This window comes from Variovorax sp. GW821-FHT09B01 (assembly GCF_059418345.1).
Genome location: NZ_JBWKPQ010000008.1, coordinates 295,788 through 309,582, shown reverse-complemented (window position 1 = coordinate 309,582; position 13,795 = coordinate 295,788). Strand labels below are relative to the sequence as shown.

Genomic DNA, 13,795 nt, shown 5'->3' with positions numbered 1-13,795 from the left:
TGGTTACTTTCTTTTGGCGAAGCAAAAGAAAGTGACTCGCCCGCCGGGGCGAGACCCGGCCAACAGCCTCAACAAAAACTGACACCAGCCCGCCAAAACGCCACTCAAATCATCGGCGTAACCGCCCCATCCATCGCCACGATAGCCCCCGTCACATAACTAGCCTTCCCCGAAGCCAGAAACAGCACCGTATTCGCCACCTCCTCCGGCGTAGCAATGCGCCCCAGCGGCAGCCGCGCGGTGGCCCGCTTCAGCGCCTCGTCGGTATCGATGCCCTGCAGCTTCGCATCCGCCTTCATCCCTTCGGCCAGCCGCGCAGTCAGCGTGAGTCCAGGATTCACCGCATTCACGCGCACCCCCTTGGCGGCATAAGCCGCAGCCATCCCAGCACTGACCAGCATCAGCGCCGCATTGGCGGCCCCACCGGCCATGTGCACAGGGCTCGCGACCTTGCCGCCCTGCCCGATGACATTGACGATGGCCCCACTGCCGCGCTGCCCCATGCGCTTGACCACCGGGTCGATCATGTGGATGTAGCTGAAGTACTTCGCGTCCATCGCGTCGTGCCAGGCAGCGGGCGTGAGGTCGTCGGGCGGTGTGCGGCGCGCGGCGCCGGCCGAGTTGACGAGCACGTCGACGGGGCCGAAGGCCTGCTCGGCGGCGTCGAGGGCGGCCAGGGCTGCCGCCGGGTCCTTGAGGTCGGCGGCGTGCAGCGAGACGCGGCCCTCGGCCTGCGCGTGGGCCGCGAGCAGCTCCTTGCGGCCCTGTTCGAGGTTGGCCGGATCGCGCGACACCAGGCTCACGCGCGCGCCCTCGCGCAGGAAGCCGAGCGCGCAGGCCAGGCCGATGCCCTTGCTGCCGCCGGTGATGAGTACGTGGCGGTCCTGGAGTTCGAGATCCATGAAGGTGTCCTTGGGTTGGTTGGCGAAGTCGCGTGGATTGAATCACCGCTCTAAGATCGCCGGATGAACGCTCCCACGGTATCCCTGCCCCGCTTCTGGTCACAGCTGTCCACGCGCGACTTCGCCGCGCTCGATGTGGCAGCCACGGTGGCGGTGCTGCCGCTGGGCGCCACCGAGCAGCATGGGCCGCACCTGCCGCTCGGGGTCGACACGGTGCTGGCCGATGGCATCGTCGCGGCGGCGCTGCCGCTGCTGCCGGCCGAGCTGCCGGTGCTGTTCCTGCCGACCCAGCAGATCGGCCTGAGCCCCGAGCACGCGCGCTTCGCGGGCACGCTCACGCTGTCGGCCGAGACGCTGATCCGCATGTGGAGCGAGATCGGCGCCGGGGTGGCGCGCGCCGGGGTGAAGAAGCTGGTGCTGTTCAACGCGCATGGCGGCCACGTGGGCGCGATGGACATCGTGGCGCGCGAGCTGCGCGCCGCGCACGGGCTGATCGTCTATTCCGCGAGCTGGTTCAACCTGCCGCTGGGCGAGGCGGGTGCCCGGTTCAGCGCGCACGAGCACCGTTTCGGCGTGCATGCGGGCGAGATCGAGACCTCGATGATGCTCGCGCTCGCGCCGGGTCAGGTGCGCATGGATGCGGCACAGGATTTCCGCTCCAGCTCCGAGCAGCGCGCGGCCGACTACGCGATCCTCGGCAACGGCAGGAGCGCGAAGCTGGGCTGGGCGATCGAGGACTACAACGCGCAGGGCGCGGCGGGCAATGCGGCGGCGGCCACGGCGCCGGCGGGCCAGGCGGTCGTCGATGCCGCGGCGGCGCAGCTCGCGCTGCTGCTGGCCGAGGTGTCGCGCCTGCCCTTGAGCACCGCGAACACCGGTCCGCTGCCCTGAAGCGAGCTGCGGCCGCTCAGGCCTTCGCCAGCACCTCGGCGAACATGCCCGAGTCGACGTTGCCGCCCGTCAGGCTGATGCCCACCGTCTTGCCGCGCCAGCGCTCCCGCTGCTGAAGCGCGCCGGCGAGCGCGGCGGCGCCCGCGCCCTCGGCCACGTTGTGGGTGTCGCTGAAGAGGATGCGCATCGCCTCGCCCACCTCTTCGTCGCTGACCGCGATCACGTCGTCGGCCTCGCGCAGCAGCACTTCGAGCGACTCGGGCACCGGCACGCGGCAGGCCATGCCGTCGGCCAGGCGCGTGCTGACCGGCGACTCGACCGGATGGCGCGCGCGGAACGAATCGAGATAGGCGGTGGCATGGGCCGACACCACGCCGACGATCTTCGTGGCGACGCCGCAGTGCGCGCGCGCCGCGGCCGCGCCCGCGAAGCCCGAGCCCAGGCCGATGGGCACGAACAGCACGTCGGGCGGCGCGTGCTTCAGCGCCTCGAAGAACTCGACGTAGGCGGTCGACACGCCGCGCACCAGCTCGCGGTGGAACGAGGGCACGCGGTGCAATCCGTCGCGCTCGGCGAGCACGGCCGCATGCTCGGACGCGGCCTGGAAGTCCTCGCCGTGCTCGACCAGCTCGACGCCGAGCGCGCGCATGGCGGCGTTCTTCTCGACCGAGTTGCCGTGCGGCACCACGATGGTCGCGGCCAGGCCATGGCGGCGCGCCGCGAAGCCCAGCGACTGGCCATGGTTGCCGCGCGTGGCGCTGATCACGTGGCGTGCCTCGGGCCGTTCGCGCGCCAGCGTCTCGAAGTAGGTCAGGCCGCCGCGGATCTTGAAGGCGCCGACCGGCGTGTGGTTCTCGTGCTTGGCCCAGAGCTTCGCGCCCAGGCGCCGTTCGAGCAGCGGCCAGGCGTACTGCGGCGTGGGCGGCATCGCCGCGTGCACGGTGGCGAGCGCGGCTTCCATTTCTTCGCGGGTGAATCGCATGGGGGTCACTTTCTTTCGGTCAACGCCACGCGCACCGCCAGCGCGGCCAGCACGCTGCCCATCACGTAGCGCTGCGCGCGCAGCCAGCCTTCGCTTCTCGACAGCACGGCCGTGATGCTCGCGGCGCCGACGATCATGGTCGTGTTGACCACGGCGCTGCTGGCCATCTGCGCGGCGCCGAGCTGCAGGCTCTGCAGCAGCACCGAGCCGCGCTCGGGATGGATGAACTGCGGAAAGAACGAGAGATAGAACATCGCCACCTTCGGGTTCAGCAGGTTGGTGAGGAAGCCCATGCGGAACAGCTTGCCAGGCGGGTCGGCCGGCAGCGCGCGGGCCTCGAAGGGGGCCGCGCCACCGGGGCGCACCGCCTGCCACGCGAGCCACAGCAGGTAGGCCGCGCCCGCGAAGCGGATCGCGTCGAAGGCCAGCGGCACCGCGAGCAGCAGCGCCGTGAGCCCGAGCGCGGCGGCGCACAGGTGCACCAGGAAGGCCATCAGCACGCCGCCCAGCGAGATCAGCCCGGCACAGCGGCCCTGGATCAGGGTGCGCGACACGCAATAGATCATGTTCGGCCCGGGCGTGAGCGCGAGCAGCAGCGAGGCGAGCGCGAACCAGGCGATTTCGGTCAGGGTCAGCATGTCAGAGTCCTCGGGATTCCAGGGTGACGGGGCCGCGCGGCGTGTCGAACACGGCCACGAGGTTCGGTGGGCCGGCATCGACCTGCAGCGCGCGCAGGCCGATGGCGGAGAGCGCGGCCGACAGCGCCGGCGCGCGCGGATGCGTGGCATGCAGCGAGCGCAGCGCGAGGCCCGAGGCCGGCATGGCGTCGACCGGATGCACCGGGCCCCACTGGATCAGCGTGGGCAGCGCGCCGTAGAACAGCCGCTGGCCGTCGTCGCGCACCGCGATCTGCCATTCGAGCCGGCCGGCCGCGGTGTCGCGCGAGGCTTCGAGCAGGTGGCCGCGGTCGATCTGCGCATGCTCCTCGCGTGCCAGGGCCTGGATGGCGGCGCGCGCATCGGGCACGCGCGCCACGAAGTGGATCAGCCGCGGGCCGTGCTGCGCGAGCCCGGCCTGCAGCTCGGCATCGTCGAGGTCGAACCAGCGGCGCGTGTTCGGGCGCGACGGCGCCTGGCCCGGTTCGATCGCGATGATCTCGGCGTAGGCGCGCGGAAAGGCTTCGCTCGCGACGTTCAGCAGCCGGTTGTGCGTGCCCATCAGCGGATGCGCGCCGCCGGGCGCGGGCACCACGCCCAGCGTGGCCTCGCACCACGCCACGCCCTCGGCCAGCGAGGCGGCGGCGATCACGAGGTGGTCGACTTCGGCATGCATCGCGGTGTCTCCGTTCAGAGCGCGACGCTGCCGTCGACGCAGGTCACGGCATCGCCGCCGACCCAGATCCGGCCCTCGGCGTCGCGCTCGATGTGGACGCGGCCCGCGCGGCCCAGGCACTGGCCCTGCGCCGCCAGGTAGCGCGCGGGCATGTGGCCGTCGGCGATCAGCCATTCGGCCAGGCCCGCGTTGAGGCTGCCCGTGACCGGGTCTTCCTGCACGCCGATCGGCTCGGCGAAGGCACGCACCTCGAGGTCGATCTTCGCGCCGTCGTCCAGCGGTACGGCGGGGCGGTTGCCGAAGGCGCGCGCCTCGCGGTTCGAGCGGCCGATCAAGAGCGAGGTGTCGTGCACCGTGGGCACGCCGGCCACGCCGGCCTTCACGCCCAGCTCCTTGAGCGCGCGATGGTCGGGCGACAGCGCGAGCACCGCGTCGGCATCCTCGAGCAGCAGGCCGAACCAGACCGGGCCGTTGTCGAGCACCTGCGCGGCGATCACCTGCTGCGCCTTCAGGCCCAGCGCGCCGGCCACCTTGGCCAGCAGCGCGGGACTGGGCGCGCTGCGCTTGAGCGGCGGCGCCGCGAAAGCCAGCAGCGTGCCCTCGCGCCGCAGCGGCACCAGGCCGGCGCCGCACTGCTGCACCACCTGGCCGGGGGCCTTGGGCTTGCCGCCGGCCTGCAGCCAGGCATGGCAGCTGCCGATGGTGGGATGGCCCGCGAACGGCAGCTCGCCGCTGGGCGTGAAGATGCGCACCCGGTAGTCGGCCGCGGGATCGGTGGGCGGCAGCAGGAAGGTGGTTTCGGACAGGTTGGTCCACTGCGCGAAGCGCAGCATGGCCGCATCGTCGAGCTCGCTGCCATCGATCACCACGGCCAGCGGGTTGCCGAAGTAGGGATGGGCGGTGAAGACGTCGACTTGCTTGAACGGGCGGGTTTTCATTTCTTACTCGAGAGGGAGATCGAGCACGCCGCGCGCGCCCGGACGGATGAGCAGGTCGTTGAACCAGCGCTCGACATTCGGCCAGCCGGGACGGCGGTATTCGGCGGCCGGCAGGTTGAACCAGCGGTGCGCCTCGCAGCCGATCGGGATGTCGGCCATGGTGAAGCGCTCGCCGGCGATGTAGGGGTGGCGTGCGAGGTGGGCGTCGAGCAGGCCGAACAGCGCCTCGCTCTCGCGCACCGAGGCCTCGATCAGCGCCGGCTGGCGTTCGGCCGGCGGCGTGCGCACCCATTGCACGAAGGCATCGCGGCTCGCGCGGTTGAGCGTGGTCTGCTGCCAGTCCATCCAGCGCTCGGCGTCGAAGCGCGCGGGCAGGTCGGCCGGGTAGAAGGCGCCGTGCGAGTACTTGGCGCAGAGGTAGCGCACGATCACGTTCGATTCCCAGAGCACCACGCGCTCCGCGCCCTCGCCGTCGTCGATGGTGGGCACCATGGCGTTGGGGTTCAGTGCCAGGTATTCCTCGGTCTGCACCACGCCGAAGCGGCCACCGGCCTCGGTGCGCTGGAAGTCCAGCCCGAGTTCCTGCGCGCACCACACCACCTTGCGCACGTTGATCGAGCTGATGCGGCCCCAGATGTTGAGCATGTCGTCGTCTTTCCTTGAAGCTTGGGTGTTCGTGTTCGGGTCAGTCCCGCATGATGCGCGCGGTGCCCGAGACGCGGATCGAGCTGCCGGGCGCGGCCGGGATGTCGGCATGCAGGCGCGACAGCATGCCCATGTCCTCGCCCTGCACCACGTCGATCGCGCCGCCGTGCGGCCAGCCGATATCGCGCAAGTAGCCCGCCAGCGCGGCCGTGGCGGCGCCGGTCGCGGGGTCTTCGTAGACGCCGCCCGAGGCGAAGGGATTGCGCGTGTGGAAGCGCTGCGCGCTCTTGGCATGCAGCAGCACGATGGTCGTGAGATCGAAGCGGGCCATCAGCGCGCGGCCGGCCTCGAGCTCGTAGTGCATCGCCGCCAGCGCCGCGCGGCTCTCGAGCGCGAGCACCAGGTGATCGGCACCGGCATGGGCGACGGCCGGCGGGATGCGCGCATCGAGCGCGGCCGCGTCGAGGCCGAACAGCGCCAGCGCGGCCGACAGCAGGGCCGGCACGGCGGCGGCGCTGCGCGTGGGCGGCGACTGCAGCGCGGCCTCGACGGTGGCGCCGTTGCGGCGGCCCTCGACCGTGATCCGCGCCTGGTTCAGCGTGAGCGGAAACACGCCGTCGCCGTGCTGCAGCGCGAGCGCCGCGCCGAGCGCGATCGTCGCGTGGCCGCAGAACGGCACTTCGGACTGCGGCGCGAAGTAGCGCACGCGCCAGCCGTCGCCGGTGCGCGCGGCGAAGGCGGTTTCGGAGAAGCCCACGTCGGCGGCGATGCGCTGCATCTGCGCCTCGGGCGGCAGGGCCTCGGCGATGACGACGCCGGCGGGATTGCCGCCTTGCTCGCCATCCGAGAAGGCCGCGATCTTCAGGACATTCATGGGGACCTCTTCAGCGCGGCACGGGCCGGTCGAGGAACAACAGGCGCACCGCGAGCGCCAGCATCACGGTGGCGAGCAGGCCGCGCTGGAACTTCTCGGCGCCGGGGCGGCGCTGCAGCCAGCGGCCGACCTGTCCGCTGCAGGCGCCCAGCAGGGTGTTGAAGCCCAGCGCCGCCAGCGACAGCACGATGCCGAGCTGCACCAGCTGCAGCGGCACGCTGCCGCGCGCGGGATCGACGAACTGGGGCAGGAACACCATGAAGAACAGCAGCGCCTTCGGATTGACCAGGTTGTTCAGCAGGGCCATGCGCACGATGCGGCCGAAGCCGGCCGGTCGCGCCTGCACGCCCGGGCGCAGGCCGCCGCCGCTGCGCAGCGCCTGCACGGCGAGCCACAGCAGGTACAGCGCGCCGGCATAGCGCAGCAGGTCGAAGGACGGCGGCCAGGCCGCCACCAGCGCGGTCACGCCGGTGGCGGCGAACAGCGTGTGCACCAAGTCGGCGGCCGAGATCCCGAGCGCCGCCGCGAAGCCGCCGCGCGGGCCATGGGCCACGCCGTGCGAGAGCACGAACGCCATGTTCGGGCCCGGCGACAGGAACAGCGCCAGCACCGCGAGCAGGAACAGCGAGAGGGTGGCGAGGCCGATCAAGGCAGGCTCCGGTGAATGCGCGCGCTCAGATCTGCGCGGCCGCGAGCTGCTTGTCGCCGGCCAGCGCGAGCTCCTCGCGCACGGTCTGCGCCAGCGCGGCGATCGCGGTGTCGATCTCCTCGACGCTCGCGGTCACGAACGACAGCCGCAGCGTGCGCGCGTCGCCTTCGCCGGCATAGAAGGGCGCGCCCGGCACGAAGGCCACGTTGCGCTCGACCGCCTTGGGCAGCAGGGTCACGGTGTCGATGCCCTCGGGCAGCCGCGCCCACAGGAACATGCCGCCCTTGGGCGCGTTGAACTTCACGTCCAGGCCGGCCATCTCGCGCGTGAGCGCGGCGCTCATCGCATCGCGCTGGCGCTTGTAGAGCGCGCGGATGGTGGGTACGTGGCGCTCGAGGAAGTTGTCCTTCATCACGGCCGACACCATGCGCTGCGTGAAGATCGGCGTGTGCAGGTCGACCGCCTGCTTGGCCTGCAGCAGCTTCGGGTAGATGGACTTGGGCGCCACCAGGAAGCCCAGGCGCAGGCCCGGTGCCAGCACCTTCGAGAACGAGCCGAGGTAGATCACGCCCTCGGGGTTGCGCGCGGCCAGCGGCGGCGGCGGGGCTTCGTCGAACCAGAGCTCGCCGTAGGGGTTGTCCTCGACGATCGGCAGGCCGGCCGCGGCGGCGGCGGCCGACACGGCGGCGCGGCGCTCCTCGGTCATGGTGCGGCCGGTGGGGTTCTGGAAGTTGGGCAGCAGGTAGATGAAGCGAGCGTCCTTGGCCTTGGCGACCAGGTCCTCGACGATCACGCCGTCGTCGTCGCTGGCCACGCCCACGGGGTTGGGTTCCATCGGGCCGAAGGCCTGCAGCGCGCCGAGGTAGGTCGGCGTCTCGACCAGCACCTTGCTGCCCGGATCGATCAGCACCTTGGCGACCAGGTCGAGGCCTTGCTGCGAGCCGGTGGTGATCAGCACCTGCGAGGGATCGACGTTCCACGGCAGCATGTCGGCCACGGCCTGGCGCAGCGGCGCGAAGCCCTCGCTGGCGGCGTACTGCAGCGCGGCCTGGCCGTCGTTGTGCAGCACTTCGGCGCAGGCATCGGCGAAGGCCTGGATCGGGAAGGTCTTGGGCGAGGGCAGGCCGCCGGCCAGGCTGATGATGCCGGGGCGCTCGGTGACCTTGAGGATTTCACGCAGCACCGACGGGTTCATCTTGGCGGCGCGGGCGGCGAGTTTCCAGTTCATGGGAGTCTTCTTTCTGACGGTGAGGGGCGATGCGAACGAACGGGGTGCGGATGCGAGGGTAAGACGGCGGGCGGGTTCAGTCCACGGCGCCGACGGGCCCGCGAATGGCGGGGGCGGCCGGTGCCGACGGCTGCGACAGCCGCTTGCCGACCACCACCGTGGCCACCACCGCGGCCGCGAAGCCCAGCGTGACCACGTCGAGCGGCTCGCCCAGGAGCGGGATCGACACCAGGATCGAGAGGAAGGGCTGCAGCAGCTGCGTCTGGCTCACGCGCAGCGCGCCGCCGAGGGCCAGACCGCGGTACCAGGCGAAGAAGCCGATCCACATCGAGAACATGCCGACGTAGACGAAGCCCAGCCAGGAGGCGGTGGCGATCGGCTGCGTGGGCCACAGCGCGAGCGTGGCCGGCAGGGTGACCGGCAGCGCCATCACGCAGACCCAGCAGATCACGCGCTCGGCGCCGAGCGCGGGCGTGACCTGCGCGCCGTAGATGTAGCCGAAGGAGGCGGCGATCACGGCGCCGACCAGCAGCAGGTCGGCCCATTCGAAGCCGAAGCCGTGGCAGTTCTGGCTCGCGCGCACCAGCGAGAACACCACCACCAGCAGGCTGCCCGCGATGGCGCAGAGCCAGAAGCCGAGCCGCGCGCGCTGGTGCAGCACCCAGGCCGCGACCGCGGCCGTGACCAGCGGCAGCAGCGCCGTCACCACCGCCGCATGGCTGGCTGTGACCACGCGCAGCGCATAGGCCAGCAGCAGCGGAAAGCCGACGCAGTTGCCGAGCACCGCGATGCCCAGCGGCCTCCACTGGTGGGGCGCGGGCCGCGGCGAGCGCGTGACCAGCAGGAACACGGCCGACAGCAGGCCCGCGAGCGCGGCGCGGCCGAGCGTGACGAACCACGGCGAGAGCTGCGGCTGCGCCTGCGTGCCGGTGGCCAGCCGCGTCATCGGCAGCGTGACCGCGAACAGCGCCACGCCGATCACGCCGAGCCACATGCCGAGGGTTTCGTCCTTGATCTTCATGGCGGCCCTAGACGCGCAGCATCCACCAGGCGGTGAGCACCAGCACGGCGGCCATCGCACGGTTGAACCAGGCGAGGCGCTGGCCCTTCGACAGCCATTCGCGCAGCAGCGCGCCGGCCAGCGCATAGGTGAAGTTGCTCGCGAAGGCGTAGACCAGCATCACCGGCGCGACGATCGCGAAGCGGTGCAGCGGCTCGGCCTGGCCCGCGATCCAGCCGGCCACCAGCGTGAGCGCCAGCAGCCAGGCCTTGATGTTGAGGAACTGCAGCGCCACGCCCTGCACGAAGCCGACCGACAGATTGGCATCGTCGGCACGGCCCAGCGTGGTGCTGGTGGCGAGCTTGAACGCGAGGTACAGCAGGTAGGCGATGCCCAGCGCCTTGATCGCCCAGCGCAGCGCGGGCGCCGCCATCACCAGCGCGCCCAGGCCGGCCGCGCACAGCGCGAGCAGCAGGGTCCAGCCCACGGGCACCGCGACCACGAAGCGCATCGCGCGCGGCAGGCCGCCGTTGGCCGCGAGGGTGGTCGACAGCGTGGTGTTCGGGCCCGGCGAGAAGCTCATCGCCGTGGCCAGCACCAGCAGCGCGGTGAATTCTTGCCAGTTCATGACACACACTCTAAACTTTGGACCATTACAGTTCCAGTACAGATGGCCGTACACACAGTCAATCTGTATCGGCCTTGCGTACAACACAGATCGAACGCCGATGCTGACACGAACCTCGTCCCAGTCGCTGACCGCCCAGTTGGCCGATCGCCTGGCCGAACGCATCCGCAACCGGCTGCTGCTGCCGGGCGCACGGCTACCCTCGGTGCGCGAATGCGCGCGCCAGCAGGGCGTGAGCCCCTACACCGTGGTGGCCGCCTACGACCAGTTGCTGGCGCTCGGGCTGGTGGAGGCACGGCGCCAGCGCGGCTTCTTCGTGCGCGATTCGGGCCGCGATCCCGGCCGCGACCCGGCCCAGCCGCCCGGCGACCCGCTGCAGATCAGCGCGCTGTCGATGGTCACGCAGATGATGGCCTCGCGCACGCCGGCCGACGCCAGCTCGCTGATCCGCAGCATGTTCCACCGCCCGAGCGACAAGCCGCAGCCCGGCATGGGCGTGTTCCCGCCCGACTGGCTCGATTCCTCGTTCATGCCGACGGCGGTGCGGCGCATGACCAGCACCGCGATGCTGCAGGAGCTGTCGCTGCAGTACGGCGAGCCCGCGGGCGACGCGGCGCTGCGGCGCAGCCTGTCGCAGAAGCTGGTGGGCATCAACGTGCCGGCCGCGCCCGAACAGATCGTGACCACCATCGGCGCCACCCATGCGCTGGACATCGTGAGCCGCACCATGCTGCGCGCCGGCGATCCGGTGATGGTCGAGGAGCCCGGCTGGGCGCTCGAGTTCGCGCGGCTCGAGGCGCTGGGCATGCGCATCCTGCCGGTGCCGCGCCGCGCCGACGGGCCCGACCTCGACGTGATGGCGCAGTACTGCGCGCTGCACAGCCCCAAGCTGTTCGTCAGCGTGAGCGTGCTGCACAACCCGACCGGCTACAGCCTGTCGCCCAACAGCGCGCACCGCGTGCTCAAGCTGGCCAACGAGCACGACTTCCACATCGTCGAGGACGACACCTACAGCCACCTCGCGCCCGAGCACGCCACGCGGCTCAGCGCGCTCGACGGGCTGCAGCGCACCATCTACGTCAGCGGTTTCGCGAAGATCCTCGCGCCCAACTGGCGCATCGGCTTCCTGGCCGCCTCGCCCGCGCTCAAGGAGCGGCTGCTCGAGACCAAGCTGCTGGCCACCCTGACCTCGCCCGCGCTGTTCGAGCGGGCGCTCTCGTGGTGCATCGACCAGGGGCAGCTGCGCCGCCACGCCGAGCGCGTGCGCATCCGCCTCGAGGGCGCCCGGGCGCGTGCCGCCAAGCTGGTGCTGGCGCACGGCTGCACCTTCGCGTCCGAGCCCGCGGGGCTGTTCGGCTGGGTCGACACCGGCGTCGACACCGACATGCTGACCCAGCGCATGCTCGACCAGGGCTACCTGCTGGCGCCGGGCTCGCTGTTCCATGCGCGCCGGCCGCCCACCACGCTGATGCGCATCAACTTCGCGAGCTCGCAGGACGCGAGCTTCTGGAAGGTCTTCGCCAAGACGCGCGACGAGCTCTGATCCGGGGCGGGGCGGGCCCTGCCTTGGAGTAAGCTGGCAGCACAACACCCGCCAGACCGGAGACCTGCCGCATGAACAAAGCCAGCCAACCCTTCGATTTCAGCCAGTTCGTACCCGGCTTCGACTTCCTCAAGAACCTCGCGGCCGGCGCGAGCGGCGCCGGTTCCGTGCCCGGCATCCCGAGCCTGGCGAGCTGGGTGGCGCCCACCATGAGCGTGGAGGAGGTCGACAAGCGCATCCAGGAACTCAAGACGGTGCAGTACTGGCTCGAGCAGAACGGCCACGCGCTCAAGGCCACGATCCAGGCGCTCGAGGTGCAGAAGATGACGCTGTCCACCCTGCGCGGCATGAACGTGCGCATGGAGGACCTCGCGGGCGTGTTCACGCGGCAGGCGAATGCGGCGGCCGCGGCAGTCAGCCCGGCGCCGGCAGCCGCGCCGGCCGCGGCGCCCGAACCCGAGGTCGAGTTCGAGGACGAAGAGGAACTCGACGAGGAGGAGGAAGAAGAGGAAGAGGCACCGCCGCCGCGCCGCAAGGCCAGGCCGGCCGCCAAGGCCTCGGCCAAATCCGCCGCGGGCGATGCCGCCGGCGGTGCCGTCGACCCGCTCAAGTGGTGGGGCTCGCTGACCGAGCAGTTCCAGCAGATCGCGAGCACCGCGCTGCAGGACGCGGCCCAGCTCAAGATGCCGGCCGTGACCCAGCCGCTGGCCGACGCCGTCGGCAAGGCCATGGGAACCGCGAGCGCCTCGCGCAAGTCCACCCCTCGCAAGGCCTCGACGGCCGCGAAGCGACCGGCGGCGAAGAAGCCGGCCGCGGCGCCCGCGGCCCGCAAGCGAACGGGCGGCCGACGCTGAGCCGCCTTGTCCTGAACATCGAACGAAGCAGGTTGGCACGATGAAGTTGTTTCCCTCCGGTCACGCCACCCATCCGCAATGGCGCATGGCGGCCGGCCTCGTGCTGGCCCAGCTGCGCGCGCAGATGGCGCTGCCCGACTACGCCTCGGCACCCACCCTCGGGCTGCTCTACATCACCGACCACTATGCGGTCGATGCGCAGGAGATCCTCGACCACCTGAGCGCCGAGCTGCCCGAGGTGACCGACTGGGCCGGCACCGTCGGCGTCGGCGTGTCGGCCAACAATGCCGAGTACTTCGACGAGCCCGGCCTGAGCCTGATGCTCTGCGCGCTGCCGAGCGACCAGTACCGCGTGTTCTCGGGCGTGGCGCCGCTGGCGAGCTCCGAGATGAGCGGTTTCGAGGCCCACACGGCGCTGGTGCATGCCGACCCCGCCACCCCCGACTTGACCGAGCTCATCGGCGAGATGGCCGGGCGCACCGACACCGGCTACCTGTTCGGCGGCCTCTCCTCGGGCCGCGGCGGCGCGCTGCAGTTCGCGGTCGGCGGCAACGGCAACATCCGCGGCCAGGGCGCGGCCGGCGGCGTGTTCTCGGGCGGCCTGTCGGGCGTGGTGTTCGGCGAGGGCGTGCGGCTGGTGTCGCGCGTCACGCAGGGCTGCCAGCCGCTGCGCTCGGGCAGCGCGCGCGAGCGCGAGATCACCGAGGCCGACGGCAACCTGGTGCTGCAGCTCGACGGCGAGCCCGCGCTCGACGTGCTGCTGGCCGACCTGCAGGTCTCGCTCGAGCGGCCGCAGGAAGCCATCGAGGCCGTGCGCGCCACCCTGGTGGGCCTGGTCGATGCCGGCAGCGACGGCATCCGCCGCACCGGCGACCTCGGCGCCGACGTGCTGGTGCGCCACATCATCGGCCTCGACCCCACGCGCCGCGGCATCGCGATCGCCGACGTGGCCGAGGCCGGCATGCGCCTGAGCTTCTGCCGCCGCAACGCCCAGGCCGCGCGCGCCGACCTGATGCGCATCTGCGCCGAGATCCGCGAGGAACTCGAGCCCGAGGAACAGACCCTGGCCACCGCGCGCGCCGTCGCCGCCGGCGAGGCCGAGGCGGCGCCGCATCCCGCGCGCCGCATCGCCGGCGCCGTCTACGTGAGCTGCTCGGGCCGCGGCGGCCCGCACTTCGGCGCGCCCGGCGCCGAGCTGCAGATCGTGCGCCATGCGCTGGGCGACGTGCCGCTGGTCGGCTTCTTCGCCGCGGGCGAGATCGCGCGGCACCACGTGTATGGCTACACGGGGGTGCTGACGGTGTTCACGGCGGACGACTGAGCGTCCGC

General features: G+C 71.6%; 15 protein-coding genes. 4 read left to right on the top strand and 11 right to left on the bottom strand.

The window, feature by feature from the left end; all coding sequences use genetic code 11:
- Positions 1–104: 104 nt before the first annotated feature.
- Positions 105–902 (bottom strand): SDR family oxidoreductase, encoded by a 798-nt coding sequence (locus AC07RV_RS23515; RefSeq protein WP_296777045.1) that lies wholly within the window; start codon positions 900–902, stop codon positions 105–107.
- Between the two features lie 63 nt (positions 903–965).
- Here AC07RV_RS23515 and AC07RV_RS23510 point away from each other — a divergent pair, with 63 nt between their 5' ends.
- Positions 966–1,793: a creatininase family protein gene (locus AC07RV_RS23510; RefSeq protein ID WP_296777042.1), complete on the top strand. Its 828-nt coding sequence runs from the start codon at positions 966–968 to the stop codon at positions 1,791–1,793.
- Between the two features lie 16 nt (positions 1,794–1,809).
- Here the strand turns inward: AC07RV_RS23510 and AC07RV_RS23505 are convergent, their stop codons facing one another.
- The 10 genes from AC07RV_RS23505 to AC07RV_RS23460 form a co-directional block, all read right to left on the bottom strand.
- Positions 1,810–2,775 carry a threonine dehydratase gene (locus AC07RV_RS23505; RefSeq protein ID WP_296777039.1) on the bottom strand — a complete coding sequence of 322 codons (966 nt, stop codon included), beginning with the start codon at positions 2,773–2,775 and terminating at the stop codon, positions 1,810–1,812.
- 5 nt (positions 2,776–2,780) lie between these two features.
- Positions 2,781–3,413 (bottom strand): LysE family translocator, encoded by a 633-nt coding sequence (locus AC07RV_RS23500; protein WP_296777035.1) that lies wholly within the window; start codon positions 3,411–3,413, stop codon positions 2,781–2,783.
- A gap of 1 nt (position 3,414) precedes the next feature.
- Positions 3,415–4,107: a VOC family protein gene (locus AC07RV_RS23495; protein WP_296777033.1), complete on the bottom strand. Its 693-nt coding sequence runs from the start codon at positions 4,105–4,107 to the stop codon at positions 3,415–3,417.
- A 14-nt stretch (positions 4,108–4,121) separates the two neighbouring features.
- Positions 4,122–5,045 carry a PhzF family phenazine biosynthesis protein gene (locus tag AC07RV_RS23490; RefSeq protein ID WP_296777031.1) on the bottom strand — a complete coding sequence of 308 codons (924 nt, stop codon included), beginning with the start codon at positions 5,043–5,045 and terminating at the stop codon, positions 4,122–4,124.
- 3 nt (positions 5,046–5,048) lie between these two features.
- Positions 5,049–5,690 (bottom strand): glutathione S-transferase family protein, encoded by a 642-nt coding sequence (locus tag AC07RV_RS23485; protein ID WP_296736197.1) that lies wholly within the window; start codon positions 5,688–5,690, stop codon positions 5,049–5,051.
- A gap of 40 nt (positions 5,691–5,730) precedes the next feature.
- Positions 5,731–6,564: a PhzF family phenazine biosynthesis protein gene (locus tag AC07RV_RS23480; protein ID WP_296777027.1), complete on the bottom strand. Its 834-nt coding sequence runs from the start codon at positions 6,562–6,564 to the stop codon at positions 5,731–5,733.
- Between the two features lie 10 nt (positions 6,565–6,574).
- Complete coding sequence (locus AC07RV_RS23475; RefSeq protein ID WP_209542452.1) at positions 6,575–7,213, bottom strand: LysE family translocator; 639 nt, start codon at positions 7,211–7,213, stop codon at positions 6,575–6,577.
- Between the two features lie 25 nt (positions 7,214–7,238).
- A complete protein-coding gene (locus tag AC07RV_RS23470) occupies positions 7,239–8,441 on the bottom strand; it encodes an aminotransferase-like domain-containing protein (protein WP_261214937.1) in 1,203 nt (400 codons plus the stop codon).
- Between the two features lie 76 nt (positions 8,442–8,517).
- Entirely contained in the window at positions 8,518–9,462 is a 945-nt protein-coding gene (locus tag AC07RV_RS23465; protein WP_296777022.1) for a DMT family transporter, read from the bottom strand.
- 7 nt (positions 9,463–9,469) lie between these two features.
- Positions 9,470–10,069, bottom strand: coding sequence for a LysE family translocator (locus AC07RV_RS23460; RefSeq protein WP_261214941.1), 600 nt, complete (start codon positions 10,067–10,069; stop codon positions 9,470–9,472).
- Positions 10,070–10,169: 100 nt separating this feature from the next.
- On the opposite strand from AC07RV_RS23460, the gene AC07RV_RS23455 reads away from it, so the two are divergent.
- The 3 genes from AC07RV_RS23455 to AC07RV_RS23445 all read left to right on the top strand — a co-directional run bounded on the left by AC07RV_RS23455 (position 10,170) and on the right by AC07RV_RS23445 (position 13,787).
- Positions 10,170–11,612, top strand: coding sequence for an aminotransferase-like domain-containing protein (locus tag AC07RV_RS23455; RefSeq protein WP_296777019.1), 1,443 nt, complete (start codon positions 10,170–10,172; stop codon positions 11,610–11,612).
- 71 nt (positions 11,613–11,683) lie between these two features.
- On the top strand, positions 11,684–12,466 hold the full coding sequence (locus tag AC07RV_RS23450; protein ID WP_296777015.1) for a PhaM family polyhydroxyalkanoate granule multifunctional regulatory protein: 783 nt from the start codon (positions 11,684–11,686) through the stop codon (positions 12,464–12,466).
- A gap of 40 nt (positions 12,467–12,506) precedes the next feature.
- Complete coding sequence (locus tag AC07RV_RS23445) at positions 12,507–13,787, top strand: FIST signal transduction protein (protein ID WP_261214948.1); 1,281 nt, start codon at positions 12,507–12,509, stop codon at positions 13,785–13,787.
- Positions 13,788–13,795: the final 8 nt, after the last annotated feature.

What these genes read in the sequence shown, in the direction of transcription:
- AC07RV_RS23515 (WP_296777045.1), bottom strand. Translation starts at nt 902, where the DNA reads ATGGATCTCGAACTCCAGGACCGCCACGTACTCATCACCGGCGGCAGC.
- AC07RV_RS23510 (WP_296777042.1), top strand. Translation starts at nt 966, where the DNA reads ATGAACGCTCCCACGGTATCCCTGCCCCGCTTCTGGTCACAGCTGTCC.
- AC07RV_RS23505 (WP_296777039.1), bottom strand. Translation starts at nt 2,775, where the DNA reads ATGCGATTCACCCGCGAAGAAATGGAAGCCGCGCTCGCCACCGTGCAC.
- AC07RV_RS23500 (WP_296777035.1), bottom strand. Translation starts at nt 3,413, where the DNA reads ATGCTGACCCTGACCGAAATCGCCTGGTTCGCGCTCGCCTCGCTGCTG.
- AC07RV_RS23495 (WP_296777033.1), bottom strand. Translation starts at nt 4,107, where the DNA reads ATGCATGCCGAAGTCGACCACCTCGTGATCGCCGCCGCCTCGCTGGCC.
- AC07RV_RS23490 (WP_296777031.1), bottom strand. Translation starts at nt 5,045, where the DNA reads ATGAAAACCCGCCCGTTCAAGCAAGTCGACGTCTTCACCGCCCATCCC.
- AC07RV_RS23485 (WP_296736197.1), bottom strand. Translation starts at nt 5,690, where the DNA reads ATGCTCAACATCTGGGGCCGCATCAGCTCGATCAACGTGCGCAAGGTG.
- AC07RV_RS23480 (WP_296777027.1), bottom strand. Translation starts at nt 6,564, where the DNA reads ATGAATGTCCTGAAGATCGCGGCCTTCTCGGATGGCGAGCAAGGCGGC.
- AC07RV_RS23470 (WP_261214937.1), bottom strand. Translation starts at nt 8,441, where the DNA reads ATGAACTGGAAACTCGCCGCCCGCGCCGCCAAGATGAACCCGTCGGTG.
- AC07RV_RS23465 (WP_296777022.1), bottom strand. Translation starts at nt 9,462, where the DNA reads ATGAAGATCAAGGACGAAACCCTCGGCATGTGGCTCGGCGTGATCGGC.
- AC07RV_RS23460 (WP_261214941.1), bottom strand. Translation starts at nt 10,069, where the DNA reads ATGAACTGGCAAGAATTCACCGCGCTGCTGGTGCTGGCCACGGCGATG.
- AC07RV_RS23455 (WP_296777019.1), top strand. Translation starts at nt 10,170, where the DNA reads ATGCTGACACGAACCTCGTCCCAGTCGCTGACCGCCCAGTTGGCCGAT.
- AC07RV_RS23450 (WP_296777015.1), top strand. Translation starts at nt 11,684, where the DNA reads ATGAACAAAGCCAGCCAACCCTTCGATTTCAGCCAGTTCGTACCCGGC.
- AC07RV_RS23445 (WP_261214948.1), top strand. Translation starts at nt 12,507, where the DNA reads ATGAAGTTGTTTCCCTCCGGTCACGCCACCCATCCGCAATGGCGCATG.